15 protein-coding genes are annotated in these 14,344 nt (G+C 40.8%); 13 read left to right on the top strand and 2 right to left on the bottom strand.

Features of this window, described 5'->3' with window-relative positions; translation table 11 throughout:
* Positions 1-233: 233 nt before the first annotated feature.
* On the bottom strand, positions 234-410 hold the full coding sequence (locus tag FD50_RS12750) for a hypothetical protein (RefSeq protein ID WP_156653545.1): 177 nt from the start codon (positions 408-410) through the stop codon (positions 234-236).
* Between the two features lie 134 nt (positions 411-544).
* On the opposite strand from FD50_RS12750, the gene FD50_RS11515 reads away from it, so the two are divergent.
* The 8 genes from FD50_RS11515 (at position 545) to FD50_RS11480 (ending at position 6,350) form a co-directional block, all read left to right on the top strand.
* Positions 545-1,108, top strand: a complete 564-nt coding sequence (locus tag FD50_RS11515; protein ID WP_056961855.1) for a guanylate kinase — start codon at positions 545-547, stop codon at positions 1,106-1,108.
* Positions 1,109-1,181: 73 nt separating this feature from the next.
* Complete coding sequence (locus tag FD50_RS11510; RefSeq protein ID WP_054758115.1) at positions 1,182-1,610, top strand: Fur family transcriptional regulator; 429 nt, start codon at positions 1,182-1,184, stop codon at positions 1,608-1,610.
* A 74-nt stretch (positions 1,611-1,684) separates the two neighbouring features.
* Positions 1,685-2,167: a hypothetical protein gene (locus tag FD50_RS11505; protein ID WP_056961854.1), complete on the top strand. Its 483-nt coding sequence runs from the start codon at positions 1,685-1,687 to the stop codon at positions 2,165-2,167.
* A gap of 11 nt (positions 2,168-2,178) precedes the next feature.
* Positions 2,179-3,021: a DUF6681 family protein gene (locus tag FD50_RS11500; protein ID WP_054758113.1), complete on the top strand. Its 843-nt coding sequence runs from the start codon at positions 2,179-2,181 to the stop codon at positions 3,019-3,021.
* Positions 3,022-3,464: 443 nt separating this feature from the next.
* Complete coding sequence (locus FD50_RS11495; protein WP_054758112.1) at positions 3,465-4,199, top strand: amino acid ABC transporter ATP-binding protein; 735 nt, start codon at positions 3,465-3,467, stop codon at positions 4,197-4,199.
* Between the two features lie 15 nt (positions 4,200-4,214).
* Complete coding sequence (locus tag FD50_RS11490; protein ID WP_056961852.1) at positions 4,215-5,048, top strand: transporter substrate-binding domain-containing protein; 834 nt, start codon at positions 4,215-4,217, stop codon at positions 5,046-5,048.
* Positions 5,045-5,683, top strand: a complete 639-nt coding sequence (locus FD50_RS11485) for an amino acid ABC transporter permease (RefSeq protein WP_056961850.1) — start codon at positions 5,045-5,047, stop codon at positions 5,681-5,683. The genes FD50_RS11490 and FD50_RS11485 overlap by 4 nt, the downstream gene beginning before the upstream one ends.
* A 13-nt stretch (positions 5,684-5,696) precedes the next feature.
* Complete coding sequence (locus FD50_RS11480; RefSeq protein WP_054758111.1) at positions 5,697-6,350, top strand: amino acid ABC transporter permease; 654 nt, start codon at positions 5,697-5,699, stop codon at positions 6,348-6,350.
* Positions 6,351-6,912: 562 nt separating this feature from the next.
* On the opposite strand, the gene hflX is transcribed toward FD50_RS11480, so the two are convergent.
* The gene (hflX, locus tag FD50_RS11475) at positions 6,913-8,166 is read right to left on the bottom strand and encodes a GTPase HflX (protein ID WP_056961848.1); all 1,254 of its coding nucleotides are present in this window, start codon (positions 8,164-8,166) and stop codon (positions 6,913-6,915) included.
* A 365-nt stretch (positions 8,167-8,531) separates the two neighbouring features.
* Between hflX and FD50_RS11470 the strand changes: the two genes are divergently transcribed.
* The 5 genes from FD50_RS11470 to FD50_RS11450 all read left to right on the top strand — a co-directional run bounded on the left by FD50_RS11470 (position 8,532) and on the right by FD50_RS11450 (position 14,291).
* On the top strand, positions 8,532-10,160 hold the full coding sequence (locus tag FD50_RS11470; RefSeq protein ID WP_056961845.1) for a peptide ABC transporter substrate-binding protein: 1,629 nt from the start codon (positions 8,532-8,534) through the stop codon (positions 10,158-10,160).
* 145 nt (positions 10,161-10,305) lie between these two features.
* Positions 10,306-11,235, top strand: a complete 930-nt coding sequence (opp3b, locus tag FD50_RS11465) for an oligopeptide ABC transporter permease (protein WP_056961844.1) — start codon at positions 10,306-10,308, stop codon at positions 11,233-11,235.
* Between the two features lie 5 nt (positions 11,236-11,240).
* Positions 11,241-12,266: an ABC transporter permease gene (locus FD50_RS11460; protein WP_056961842.1), complete on the top strand. Its 1,026-nt coding sequence runs from the start codon at positions 11,241-11,243 to the stop codon at positions 12,264-12,266.
* Between the two features lie 8 nt (positions 12,267-12,274).
* A complete protein-coding gene (locus FD50_RS11455) occupies positions 12,275-13,315 on the top strand; it encodes an ABC transporter ATP-binding protein (RefSeq protein WP_056961839.1) in 1,041 nt (346 codons plus the stop codon).
* 22 nt (positions 13,316-13,337) lie between these two features.
* Complete coding sequence (locus FD50_RS11450) at positions 13,338-14,291, top strand: ABC transporter ATP-binding protein (RefSeq protein ID WP_056961837.1); 954 nt, start codon at positions 13,338-13,340, stop codon at positions 14,289-14,291.
* The last annotated feature ends 53 nt before the right edge of the window (positions 14,292-14,344 follow it).

Here is a 14,344-nt window from a genome sequence, read left to right as displayed (position 1 = left end):
GTTTATCCGGAATAAAAGAGGGACTGTGACAAAATTTAACTTTTGTCACAGCCCCTGTGCTGTTTGAAGTTTCAATTTTAAGTACACAAGCTACTTAATGTGTTACTTGAAGTTAGAAGCTAAGACAGCTCATATTTCTTAGTAATAAATAGTAGGTACTCCATTAAAAAACAAGCTTATTTCATTTAAACTATGGATTTAGACATTCAAATTTTCAAATTTGCTGAGTAACATTAGCCGACTGCATGAGTTTTAGGAGCGACCAGGCGCTCAAGTTTTGCAATGGCTTTTTGGATTGTAATATCTTCAGTAAAAAGGTCTGGTCTTTCTTTTGAACGTGCAATGAAAAGCTGTTTTTCAGTATTAAGTTCGATGGAGTACCATTTTTTGTTATAAGAACCAAAATTCATGGTCAAACCCCTCCTTTAAAACTATAATAAAAAGTAGCGTTGCAGCAATTTAATAAGCCCAACGCTTACAACTTCTATTTTATGCTTTTGCATACTTTTTTCAATTATTATGCACTGGGGAGGAACTAAGTACAATGAAAAAGCTGCTAGTCCTTTGCGGAGGACCTGGGACCGGAAAAACCACGATTCAACATTATTTAGAAGAAAAGTATGGATTTTCACGTGTACTAACACATACAACCAGACCGCGACGAAAAGGAGAGACAGACGGAAAGGATTATTATTTCGAAACTAAGACTTCTTTTTTTCGCAACAGGTATTTTGAATACATGGAGTATGATGGTAATTTTTACGGTTCTTCAGCAGAAAGTCTTGCTCGAACATGGCAGCACCATGATAATGCTGTGATTGTGTTGGATACCAAAGGTGCACTAGCATATAAACAAAAGCTTAGGACCAAGCAAGTTTCTTTTTGGTACATTGCGGTTGCTGACCAAAATATTTTGGGGCAGCGTCTTTTGAAAAGAGGAGAAGCTAAAGAAAGAGCAGCAAGAAGATTGCAAAGTAAAGAGGCAATTCGGGACATGCAGATGCCACAACAATTGAGAACGTTTTGCGAAGTTTTATTAAATGATGATTGGGGAAAGACCACGGCAGAAATTGAGCTTTTTTTACGGCGCGATGGATTTTTAAAATGATGTGGAGCGGACTTGCCTTATGGTATACTGTTACTATGAATAGTAATGATTATTGTTTGAACGGAGTGGTGCGATGCTTGAAGTAGCTATCAAATTATTACAAAAAAATAATTATAAAATTACCAAACAAAGACGGAGCCTTTTAGATTATTTAAGTCATTTTCAAGAACAGTATGTGGCAGTCTCCGCGGTCGACAAATATATGCACGAAATTTATCCGGGGATGAGTCATAATACAATTTATCGTAACATTAAGGAATTTGAAGAAGTTGGGATTATTGAAAACAAGCTGCGCGATGGGAGCGCTTGGGTCAAGTATCAATGTGACTTTGTGCACCAACATCATCATCATTTTGTTTGTAAAAAGTGTGGGAAAGTCCAAGAGGTCCAAATGTGTCCGCTTGACTTCTTTGAAGAGCAGCTTCCAGGCTGTCGAATTGATGAACATCACTTTGAGCTTTATGGAATTTGTGCTGATTGTATAAGATTAGGCAAAGAGTAGTAAAGATAGTAGTTTTTTTAGATGGTTTTTGTTTTAATGGAAGAATAACCTAAATTTAGGAAGGAAGAGATGGAATGGCATATCGTACGCCGCCCTTTATTACACCTTTTGCTGTAATGTCGGTCGTTCTGGCATTAGGGGCAACCAACGTCGCGGTGAATACCGCCACTCATACTAGTGAGGGCCAATCACGGACGCAACAGACCACTACTTCCAGTGCGGTGTCGGGAAATTCAGGCGAATCATCAGCCAAGTCTTCAAGCAGTGCTTCCTCTGCCAAAAGTGAGAGCAGTTCAGCTTCTGCAAGAGATTCCTCTACGATTGATGAATCGCAAAGTAGTTCACAAAATGAAACGCAAAGCTCTTCTGCTGACGATGAAAGTTCAACCGCAACAGATGCATCTTCTTCATCCAGTGCGCAAAGTTCTGCGGCAACTTCAAGCAGCGCTGAGGAAGAAAGTAGCAGCAGTAGCAGTACACAAACGCAAAACAACACTCAAAGTTCAACACAAACTAATAGTTCTTCATCGAGTGCTCAAAGTACACAGACGGAATAGGAGGGTCTGAATTGTTTAGTATTATTGGGATCATTAACAGTTATCTCGGCTATATCAACATGAACGTCAAGATAAAAAACCAAGTATATACGGTCCTGGGAACAGTCGGCAATTTCTATTTACTGTATGTAGCCTACCGCTTTTTTGCGAATGGTTTTTATGCTCGAGGTGCGCTGTTTATCTTAGCTTTTTTGGCATTAGTTTACTTTTCTTATTTAAACGTGCTTTATTATTTCACGAAAAAAACCTCACGAGTGGATTTTTCGCCTTTTTTAGAAAAAAAGCTCGGAATGAAGCCTAAAGAAGAGGCAGTGAGTGGCAAACATGCAGCTCCAAATCCAGGGTTTGTCCAAACCAATGGTCTTTTTAATCAGGAAAAGTTAATGCCGGCTGTCCTTGAGATGAAGCCGCTACACAAACGTAATTTAAAAGAAGTTGTAGCGCAGCTCGAAGCCCAAAACTATTTAAAACTTGATTATGGTGGGTTAAGTGAAGATGAAATCTTCCGGGAAACACGGCGAACGAAAAAACATCTGAATGCGCTGAAAGTTCCGGTTGCTTTGCCTTTCTTTGAACTGGTTCCACGCGCTGGCGAATTGGTCTTGTTCGGTGGACTCAACCCGATTCAAAAGAAAGAATTGGCAATCGTACGCAAGGTGGGCTTGATGCCAGTAAAAAGTGCGCTGCAACAATATGATATTTTTGTTGCAACTGCAGTTATTAATGGCGGACCCTTTAAATTTGCTGGCAGAACGACTTTGATGCAAGAGGAACACGACTTTGAATTAGGAGTGCAGCTTGTCTATCGCGAAAAGCAGTCCCCTGCAGAAACACAGACGAGAAGATCACACTAGTTGATGCCAGCCTAAGTGTTGCATCAAATGAGCTCAAGAAAGTCCTGTATACTAAGCATAGATGGAACTACAATCCATGGCTTGGTATGTGGGGCTTTTTTGCAGTTAAACATAGCCGCAGTCGGGTTACATGCACTTTAATTTTTGAGGGTTAAATCCGAAGAGTACCTAATCCCAGCCGGCTAATAGATGATCGAACAAGGATGTGCGTAATTTTCCAAAACTGGGTGCCACTTTTTTGAATCTTTACTAAATGAAACCCAAAAGGTCAGAAAACATTTTTTAAATTATTAGTAAGCGCTTTCTAATGTGGAATGCAAGTTTTTTGCAAGAAAAATACGCAAAATTGAACTGACACAAAAAGTGACATTTGTTGCGCAAAGCTAAAAAAAAAATTAGAATAGTTATTATTGAAAATTAATCTTTATCAGGGGGAAGCAAGAATGCCAGTAATAGAATTTAAAAATGTTGAGAAATATTATGGTAAATTCCATGCCTTGAAACATATTAATCTCCAGGTTGAAAAAGGAGAAGTGGTTGTGGTAATCGGTCCATCAGGCTCCGGAAAAAGTACCCTGATCAGGACAATTAACGGATTAGAAGGAATCAGCAGTGGACAGCTACTGGTTAATGGACGTGATCTTTCCAGCAAAGAGACTGACTTGAATCTGATTAGGAAAGATGTTGGCATGGTTTTTCAACATTTTAACTTGTATGAAAATAAAACGGTTTTAGAGAATATTATGCTTGCGCCGCGTTTGGTTTTAAAACGGCCCGAACAGGAAAATAAAGAGACTGCATTAAAATTATTGAAGTCTGTAGGTGTTGCAGATAAAACGGAATCGTATCCGAAACAACTTTCAGGTGGTCAAAAGCAGCGTGTGGCGATTGCAAGAAGTCTTGCGATGAAGCCTAAGGCGTTATTATTTGATGAGCCAACTTCTGCACTTGATCCAGAAATGATTGATGATGTTTTGAATGCAATGAAGGAAATTGCCAAGGAAGGCATGACAATGGTCGTTGTTACCCACGAAATGGGATTTGCGCAAGAAGTTGCAGATCGAGTAGTTTTTGTGGATAAAGGAGAAATCTTAGAAAACGATCGTGCCGATGAATTCTTTAAGGCGCCAAAGGAAAAACGCGCGCAACAATTCTTGAGTAAGATCATTAAGCACTAGGGAGGCTGAGAACGAATGAAACGACTTAGAAACATACTAGTTTTAGTGTGCCTGTCCTTGGTGATGGTAACCTTAAGTGCTTGTACGAACAAAAAAAGCAGTCAACAAAATGCGTGGCAAAGAGCTGAAAGTTCCAAAACAATTACTTGGGGTGTCAAAGCAGATACACGTCTTTTTGGACTGATGGATATTAAGTCTGGGCAGATCCAGGGATTTGACATTGATATGGCAAAGGCGATTACTAAGAAGGTTTTGGGCAAAGACGGGCATGCTAAGTTTGTACAGGTTACTAGTAAAACTAGAATACCGTTGTTAAAGAACCAAAATATTGATGCAATTATTGCGACCATGACAATTACACCTGATCGTGAGAAAATTGTCGATTTTTCTAAAATTTATTTTGCCGCTGGTCAGTCGCTACTGGTAAAGCGGGGAAGTACAATTAAGAATGTCCGCGATCTTAATAAGGCCGGAACAACTGTTTTAGCGGTTAAGGGTTCAACCTCTGCGGTCAATATCAAAAAGTATGCACCTCAAGCAAAAGTCTTGGAGCTTGAAGATTATGCACAGGCGTTTACAGCGCTGAAATCTGGTCAAGGCGAAGCACTCACAACTGATAACGGGATCTTATTTGGAATTGCTTCTGAAAATCCAACGTATCATGTTGTTGGTGGAACATTTACAAAAGAACCTTACGGGATCGCTTTTGATAAAGGTCAAGGCGAGATGCGCAGCAAAGTTAATGCGGCCTTAGCCGAGATGCGGAAAGACGGAACGTATCAAAAACTGCTGCAGAAGTGGTTTGGAAACGTTGCTGGTTTTGATTTGAAGGAGGCGAGTCAACAATGATCAGTGTTTTTCAACAACATTGGCAGGAATTGCTAGTGGGGTTTGGCAATACCCTGCTGTGCAGTGTGATTGCACTTTTTTTCAGTTTGATCATCGGGTCGACCTTCGCAATTTTTGAAGTTCTACCTTCACGGTTTTTGCATATTCTCGGACGTGTCTACATAGAAGTGTTCCGAAATATTCCGTTGCTGGTAATTGGAATGTTCTTTTATGCAGTGGTTCCGCAATACGTGGTCTCTATTAATGGCTTTACGGCAGGGACGATCGGGCTTACGCTTTATACCTCAGCATTTATTGCTGAGACCGTGCGTGCTGGAATTCAAGCGGTTGATGAGGGTCAGATGGAAGGCGCACGGGCTAATGGACTTACCTTCATGCAAGCGATGTGGCAGATTGTCTTGCCACAAGCCTTCAGATATGTGATTCCGCCATTAGGAAATCAGTTTATTAACATGGTCAAAAATTCCTCTGTCTTGGCGTTTGTTGCCGGCTTTGACTTGATGTATCAGGGTGACTTGATCGCGTCAACAACGTTTGACACGTTTAACACCTATATTGCAGTTGGAATTTTATATTTGATTATTACTTTGCCGCTAAGCTATTACATGCGGTATCTCGAGAAAAAAATGGGTTAGGGGGGTGCACTGAATGTCAAGTTTTGCTGAAGCTTACACATGGATTAACTTTCGCTTTTTGCTTGAGGGACTTTGGGTAACCGTAGAAGTTTCATTGGTTTCAATCATCTTGAGTTTTATCATTGGTTCGGCGTTAGGAATTGTCCGCTACATCCGGGCACCTTTCATCTCAACTATCGTGGGAATTATCATTGATTTGACTAGGAATTTACCGCTTCTGCTTTTGCTTTTCTTTACGTACTTTGGGTTGCCGAAAGTGGGAATCAGGATGGATCCACTCGCAGCTGCAATTTCTGCGATGACGGTGTTCGAATCAGCGATGATTGCTGAAATTATTAGAAGCGGGATTCAAGCTGTTGATACAGGTCAGATGGAAGGGGCACGTGCTTGTGGTTTGACTTATTGGCAAGCGCTACGAGTAGTTGTGCTACCACAGGCCTTGAGAAAAATGATTCCGCCACTGGTAAGTCAATTTATTTCGCTGATCAAGGATACATCCTTGGCAACAATTATCGTTTTACCGGAACTGTTGTATCGCGCCCAGATCATTTATGGGCAAAATACACGCTATATGATTCCGATGTTTGTTGCACTCGCAGTGATGTATTTCGTTGTCTGCTACGCGCTTTCATTGGTGGCAGCTCGGCTTGAAAAAACAGCAGGTTAAGAAAGTTTTCATTTCAACCGGTTTACTTTAAATTTCAAAATTAAAAAGACTGCAGGAAAGCTGGCCAAACTCCGGTTTTCCTGCAGTCTTTTTAGTTTTAGCTTCTTAGATTACGTTACTTGTGGGAGAGTGGGACATAAGTCGGGAAAATTTGAGTACTAACTCGAAATTACGAACATAGCGAGCACTTTGCTATGAGTAATTTGAAGTTAGACGGAGAATTTTGACTTATGGAACACGTTTATTCGGAATAAAAGCGGGGCTGTGTTTGTCACAGCCCCGCTTAGTGCTCACAGTCTCCCGGAGATTTCAGCACTTCTAGTTAATGTGCATCACTCACCAGCCTGTTGCGCCTAATTGCCAATTGCTTCTAGTCAAAGACCGACTATACAGCAATTGCCGCTTAGTGCTCACAGTCTCCCGGAGATTTCAGCACTTCTAGTTAACGTGCATCACTCACCAGCCTGTTGCGCCTAATTGCCAATTGCTTCTAGTCAAAGACCGACTATAAAGCAATTGTCGCTTAGTGCTCACAGTCTCCCGGAGACTTCAGCACTTCTAGTTAACCCTTTACCAAAAACCGTGCATAATAATCAGCCTGGCGTGGAGAAACCTCCGCCGTCACTTTACTGCCATCTTCTGTATAGTCAGTTGAGAGCACATTTGCCTGCACATTGAGCCGTTCGAGATAGCTGCCTTGCGTATAAGGAATTAGATAAGTAAAAGTCCGATAGTCCTTAAATAAGAATTGCTTAATCATGGCAGCAAGTTGTTCGATGGAAGAATGCTCACGTGCACTATATGTTAACTGCAGACCTTCTACGCTTGGAAAAGTAATCCCGGCTTGATCAGCCTTGTTATAAGCGTAGATCATGGGTTTATCTGCCGCTCCGATCTCTTCAAGGGTTTGCTCAGTAGTTGCAACCATCTCTTTTGAATTTTCATCAGAGACATCAATGACTTGAATTAGAAGATCAGCTTCGCGCACTTCGGCTAATGTAGACTTAAAAGCTTCTACCAAATTATGTGGCAGTTTGCTGACAAAGCCAACCGTATCACTGAGCAAAAAAGTTTTGTTGTCTGGATAAGTTAAACGGCGCACCGAAGTATCAAGTGTCGCAAAGAGCATATCTTTTTCAAGCACCAGTTGCTTTTTGTCACCGGCCAATAAGGAGATCAGCCCGTTCATTGTTGTCGATTTGCCGGCATTGGTGTAACCAACAAGTGCAACTCTGGGAATGGCTGAAGCTCTGCGTGATTTACTCTTAATATCATATTCTTTTTCAATTGATTTTAACTCGCGTCTTAAAAAATCTATTCTATGCTGAATTGTGCGTCGATTTAATTCAAGCTTAGTTTCACCGGCCCCACGGTTAGCAGAAGTTGAGCTGGCGCTTTGCTGGTCCAGTCTAGCAGTTATCGAACCACGCAAACGCGGCAGCTGATATTTCAACCGTGCAATTTCGACTTGCAGTTGAGCCTCTTTTGTCCGTGCACGATTGGAGAAAATCTCCAAGATCAGTTCAGTACGGTCTAAGACCTTCAGTGAAGTCTCTTTTTCAAGATTCCTAATCTGAGTAGGTGAAAGTTCATCATTTAAGATCAAATATTCAGCCTGGTAATGATCTACGGCCTCAGCGATCTCTTGAATTTTTCCCTTGCCCAAATAGGTTGCGGCAACCGGTTTGGTTAACTTTTGACTGAAATCTGCAACGACTTCCAGGTTGTTAGCTGCGACCAGTTGGGCTAATTCTTTCATCAGGTAAGGGAAGTTTTTTTGCTGATTCTCAATACCCGCAATAAATGCTCGCGTCATGGCGGAATCCTCCTTTTCGTTTAATTATAGCATTAATTTGAGATCCAGCGGTTGAGACACACAAAATAGTGACTGACTGCTGCCTGCTGGAGAAGTTTAAAGAAAAGGCTTTCTTTAAATCTGAGATAAAATTTCATTTTGTTTCGTTTCTAAAGTTTTTTGCCGAAATATTATTTTTTTTAAACCACAAAAGCGGCTTACGTTAATAAAAGTTACATCAAGCCAAAAAATTATGCTTTTCTAAGTTTTTTTTATGAAGAAAATAAGAATCTTTACTTGTATTTAATTCAATTTTCATATAAGATTTATCTACTGTATTAAATAATTTGTTTCACAGAAGCAAAAAAAAAAGGAGTAGTTGTGCGATGAAATTAAGTAAATTTGCCAAACTTGGTGCAGTTGTTGCATTGTCAGCTGTTTTCTTAGCTGCATGTGGCTCCAAGAGCGGCTCAGGACAAGCTTCAAAACAGGTGTTGAATTGGAATGAATCTGCTGAATTACCTTCAATGGATCTTTCAAAAGCAACTGATGTTGTAAGCTTTAATGCGTTAAATAATACTAATGAAGGTCTGTATCGTTTAGGAAAAGACAGCAAGATTGAACCCGGAATTGCGACTAAGACCTCTGTCTCAAAAGATGGGAAAACATATACCTTTACCTTGCGCAAGAATGCTAAGTGGAGTAATGGCGATAAGGTAACTGCAAAAGACTTTGTTTATGGCTGGCAAAGAACAGTTGATCCTAAGACTGCTTCACAATATGCCTATTTGTACAGCGGAATTGCTAATGCCGATGATATTATGAACGGTAAGAAGTCAGTTTCTGATCTGGGAATTAAAGCAGAAGGCAATTATAAATTAGTCGTTACCCTAGATAAGAAATTACCATACTTTAAACTCTTAATGGGCTTCCCATCATTCTTCCCGCAAAGTGAAAAAGCAGTGAAGGAATATGGTAGCAAGTATGGGACAGCTTCTAAGTACATGGTGTACAATGGACCATTCCAATTAACCAAATGGACAGGCTCTAACCTAAGCTGGACTTTAAAGAAGAACAATAATTATTGGGATAAGAAGAACGTGAAGCTCTCTGCAATTAACTACACGGTTACGAAGAGTAACTCAACTGCCTATAACTTATATCAATCAGGTAAATTGGATGAAGCAATTCTCGGTTCTGAACAAGCTAAGCAGCTTTCAAATTCAAAAGAGCTCGTTGTTCGTAAGGCCGCTTCAACGTTCTACCTACAATACAACCAGACTAAAAAAGAATTCCAAAACAAGAATATTCGTAAGGCTATTTCTTTAGTAATTAATCGTCAACAATTTGTTAAAAAGGTTCTTGGGGATGGCTCGACTGTAGCTAAAGGATATGTATCTGCTGACCTTGCTAAAAATAATGGCAAAGACTTTGCAGACCAAGCTTACGTAAAAGATGCAGTGGCAAATAATACAGCGGAAGCTAAGAAGTTATGGCAACAAGGTTTGAAAGAATTAGGTGTCAGCAGCCTGAACTTTGAAATCTTAAGTGATGATACTGATAAGGGTAAAGATACAACTGAATTCCTGCAAAGCCAGATTGAAGAAAACCTGTCAGGAGCAAAGGTATCTGTTGCAAACGTGCCATTCAAGACACGCTTATCACGTTCAGAGAGTGGAAACTTTGATGTAGTTGTTACAGGCTGGGGTGCTGACTTCGCCGATCCAATCAGTTTCTTGGATCTCTTTACCTCTGATAACTCACAAAATGATGGAAAATGGAAGAACAGCGAGTATGACAAGCTGATCGAAGCTTCTAAGACAACGGATACAGGTAACACAGACAAACGTTGGGCTGATTTAGTCCAAGCGCAGAAGATCTTGTTAAACGATCAGGGAATTTCACCTATCTATCAACAAGCAACTTCAACTTTAGTTAAATCTAAGGTTAAAGATGTGATCTATAACTCAGCTGGTGTAAATTACAACTTTAAAGATGCTTACATTGCAAACTAAATTTAAAATCTTATTTTAAGCTGATTGGGGGATTAACTGAAATTGTTAACCCCCCGATTGCGTATTATAAAAAATAAATTATAATGTAATTTGTGCTTATTAAATTAGAAATTCCAGTTTGTGCGATAGATTGTGAGGAGAAATTATGCGTAAATATCTTTTAAAGCGTGTCTTCTATATGATATTAACGTTATTCCTGGTTGCCTCCATTACGTTTTTTTTGATGAAGCTGATGCCAGGAACACCGTACTCTAATCAGGAAAAGATGACACCACAGCAAATTCAGATTATGAATGAACAATATGGTCTGAATAAACCGATTTGGATGCAGTATTTGATTTACTTGGGTGGAATGCTTCATGGTGATTTAGGAACTTCCTTCCAGTTTAGTAACCAGCCCGTTTCATATCTGATCTCTAGCCGGATCGGACCGTCTGCTCAGCTTGGGGCACAGGCAATGGTCTTCGGACTCTTCTTCGGAATCATTGTAGGCTCGATTGCTGCGATTAACCGGAACACTTGGATAGATACGACAAGTACAGTCTTGTCAATTATTGGCAAGTCAGTTCCTAACTTTGTACTTGCAGTTTTGTTGCAGTATTATATTGCGTTGAAGCTGGGCTGGTTCCCAATTGCCGATTGGGGCAGCTTTAGTTATACAGTCCTGCCAACGATTGCGCTGGGGGTTGGTCCTTTGGCTGAAACTGCTAGATTTATCAGAACCGGCATGGTCGATGTGATGAACTCGGATTATATTGAACTTGCGAAAGCGAAAGGACTCAGTCGGTATGGCGTGGTTTATCATCATGCGCTACGTAACAGTCTGATTCCACTGGTTACACTGATTGGTCCGTATACAGTTGCTTTAATGACTGGTTCGCTGGTAATTGAAAATATTTTCTCAATTCCAGGAATTGGGGAACAATTTGTTAAGTCAATTTTGACTAATGATTATCCAACGATCATGGGTGTGACAATGCTGTTTTCAGCAGGATTAGTCGTGGTAATTCTGTTGACAGATATTATCTACGGCATTATTGATCCAAGAATTCGACTAAGCGGAAATGGGGATTAAGCAAAATGGAAGAAAAGTTAAAGTTAAGTCCAGACAGCTTTGAGGCACTTCCTCAGGCTCAGGAACCGGATAATGAAAAAATAGCCGCTCCGTCATTAACATTTGTCCAAGATGCTTGGCGTCGTTTGAAGATGAACAAAGGTGCATTAATCTCATTTTGGATTATTATTTTGATGATGATTGTTGCTTTTGGTTCAAGCTTTTTTATCAATCACAGCACATTAGTCAAGTCAGCACCACAGTATGCCAATCTACCTGCTAAGATTCCGGGTGTTCCGATTAATGGATTTAATGGGAAACTGAAGGTGGCAGGTCAATGGGTCGATGAGTATAAACAAAATAATGTTCCAACTGGTAAATATTTCATTTTAGGAACTGATAACTTGGGACATTCACTGGCACAAAGAATTCTTTATGGGACTAAAATCTCATTAATTGTGGCTTTGGTCGCAACTTTCTTTGATTTAACGATCGGGGTAGCTTATGGGATTATCTCAGGCTGGCGCGGTGGTCGAGTCGATACGGTGATGCAGCGAATTATCGAGATTATCTCGTCGATCCCTAGTTTAGTGATCGTGGTCTTAATGTTGATTGTCTTGCGTCCAGGGATGACCTCGATTATCGCAGCGATTGCGATCTCAAGTTGGACGACCATGGCGCGGATGATTCGTGCCGAAACACTGCAGCTTAAGTCGCAAGAATATGTATTGGCCGCCAGGTCTTTAGGTGAGTCACCATTTAAGATTGCCTGGAAGCACCTTGTGCCTAACCTTTCGAGTGTGATTATTATTCAGACAATGTATACTATCCCGACAGCGATCTTTTTCGAAGCCTTTTTGAGTTTTATCGGAATTGGGATCAGCTCGCCTGAGACGTCCTTAGGGGTGCTCTTGAATGATGGGCAGAAGAACTTCCAATTTCTGCCGTACCAGATGTGGTACCCAGCGATTGTCTTGTGTATTTTGATGATTGCATTTAACTTGCTGGGTGATGGTCTGCGTGATGCATTCGATCCTAAGTCTAGAAGGTAGGTGGCAAAATGGCTGAGAGAATTTTAGATGTTAAAAATTTAAAAATCAATTTCCATACTTATGCGGGAGATGTCAAGGCAATTCGTGATGTCAGCTTCCATCTTAATAAGGGGGAAACACTCGCAATTGTGGGTGAATCTGGTTCAGGTAAATCCGTAACGACCAAAAGTCTGATGGGGCTGTTGGCAAATAATGCTGAGGTAATCGGCGGATCAATCATGTATCACGATGAAGATATTTTGAAAAAGTCGGAAAAACAAATGCAAAATATTCGCGGCAAGGAAATTGCAATGATCTTCCAAGACCCAATGACATCATTGGATCCAACGATGAAGATTGGCCAACAGATTGCCGAACCACTAATGAAACACAAAAAAGTTGAGAAAAAGAAAGCATGGGCACAAGCACTTGATATTTTGAAACTGGTTGGAATTTCAAATGCAGAAGAACGTATCAAAGATTATCCGCATCAATTTTCCGGTGGGCAGCGTCAAAGAATTGTGATTGCCATTGCGCTGGTCTGCTATCCAGAAATTTTGATTGCAGATGAACCGACAACAGCGCTTGATGTAACTATTCAGGCACAGATTTTGCAGCTAATGAAAGAGCTCCAGGCTAAGATCGAGACTTCGATTATCTTTATTACCCATGATCTTGGGGTTGTTGCCGGAATGGCAGATCGGGTGGCGGTCATGTATGCTGGTCAAATTGTTGAGTATGGTACGGTGGATGAGATCTTCTACAATCCACAGCATCCATATACTTGGGGATTGTTGAATTCAATGCCGACACTGACTAGCACAAAGCTGGAAGCTATCCCGGGAACTCCTCCTGATTTATTAGATCCGCCAAAGGGAGATCCGTTTGCTGCTCGTAATCCATATGCGATGAAAATCGATGTGGAGCAGCAACCACCTTTCTTCAAGGTCTCAGAGACGCATTATGCTGCGACATGGCTCTTGCATCCGGATGCACCTAAAGTTACACCGCCGGAAGAGATAGTCCGCCGTCACCAGCTTTTTGCAAAGATGACCCATCAGTCAGTTTAGACTTAGGAAGGAAGAGAATCCCATGGCAGAAAAACAAAAGAAACTATTAGAAGTAAAGCATCTTAAACAATACTTCAATGTGGGGAAATCCGACGAGGTCAAAGCTGTTGATGATGTCAGTTGCGATATTTATGAAGGTGAGACATTCGGATTAGTTGGCGAATCCGGTTCTGGTAAAACAACAACCGGTAGGAGTATTATTCATTTGTACAAACCAACGGCGGGGCAAATTATTTTTGATGGTCAGGATGTAAATCAGTTCAAAAATAAGGCAGAGATCCTTGCTTTTAGAAGAGAGATGCAAATGATCTTTCAGGATCCATATGCTTCGCTTAACCCACGAATGAAGATTAAAGATATTGTGGCGGAAGGAATCGACATTCATCATTTAGCAAAGGACAGTGCACAGCGCAACAAGATGGTGGAGGATCTCTTGGAACTGGTTGGTTTAAATAGAGACCATTCCAGCCGTTATCCACATGAATTCTCTGGTGGACAGCGTCAAAGAATTGGGATTGCACGTGCATTAGCGGTGCAGCCTAAATTCATAATTGCTGATGAACCAATCTCGGCACTGGATGTTTCTATCCAAGCACAGGTGGTTAACTTGTTGAAAGACTTGCAGCGCGATCAAGGTTTAACTTATCTTTTTATCGCCCATGATCTTTCAATGGTTAAGTACATTTCAGACAGAATTGGGGTCATGCACTATGGCAAGCTCTTAGAAGTTGGGCCTTCGGATGAAATCTATGCCCATCCATTGCATGATTATACAGCCAGCTTGATTTCTGCTGTTCCAGTGCCTGATCCAGAGTACGAGCGCAATCGGAAGCAGATTGCCTATGATTCCTCAGTTGAGGTGGATCATCCAGAAAATCCCCGTAAACTGCATGAAGTGGTTCCAGGACGGTTTGTACGTTGTACGGATGAGGAATTACCAATGTATCAGGAACGTGCAGCTAAGTTTACTAAATAATGTTAATGTAGGCGAACTGTTGGCTCATATACGATTTATTTTGAACAAAAAAC

It is taken from the genome of Liquorilactobacillus satsumensis DSM 16230 = JCM 12392, assembly GCF_001435195.1.
In the GTDB taxonomy this organism is placed as follows: domain Bacteria; phylum Bacillota; class Bacilli; order Lactobacillales; family Lactobacillaceae; genus Liquorilactobacillus; species Liquorilactobacillus satsumensis.
The sequence above is the reverse complement of the archived record's forward strand: the minus strand, read 5'-3'. Positions and strand labels throughout refer to the sequence as shown.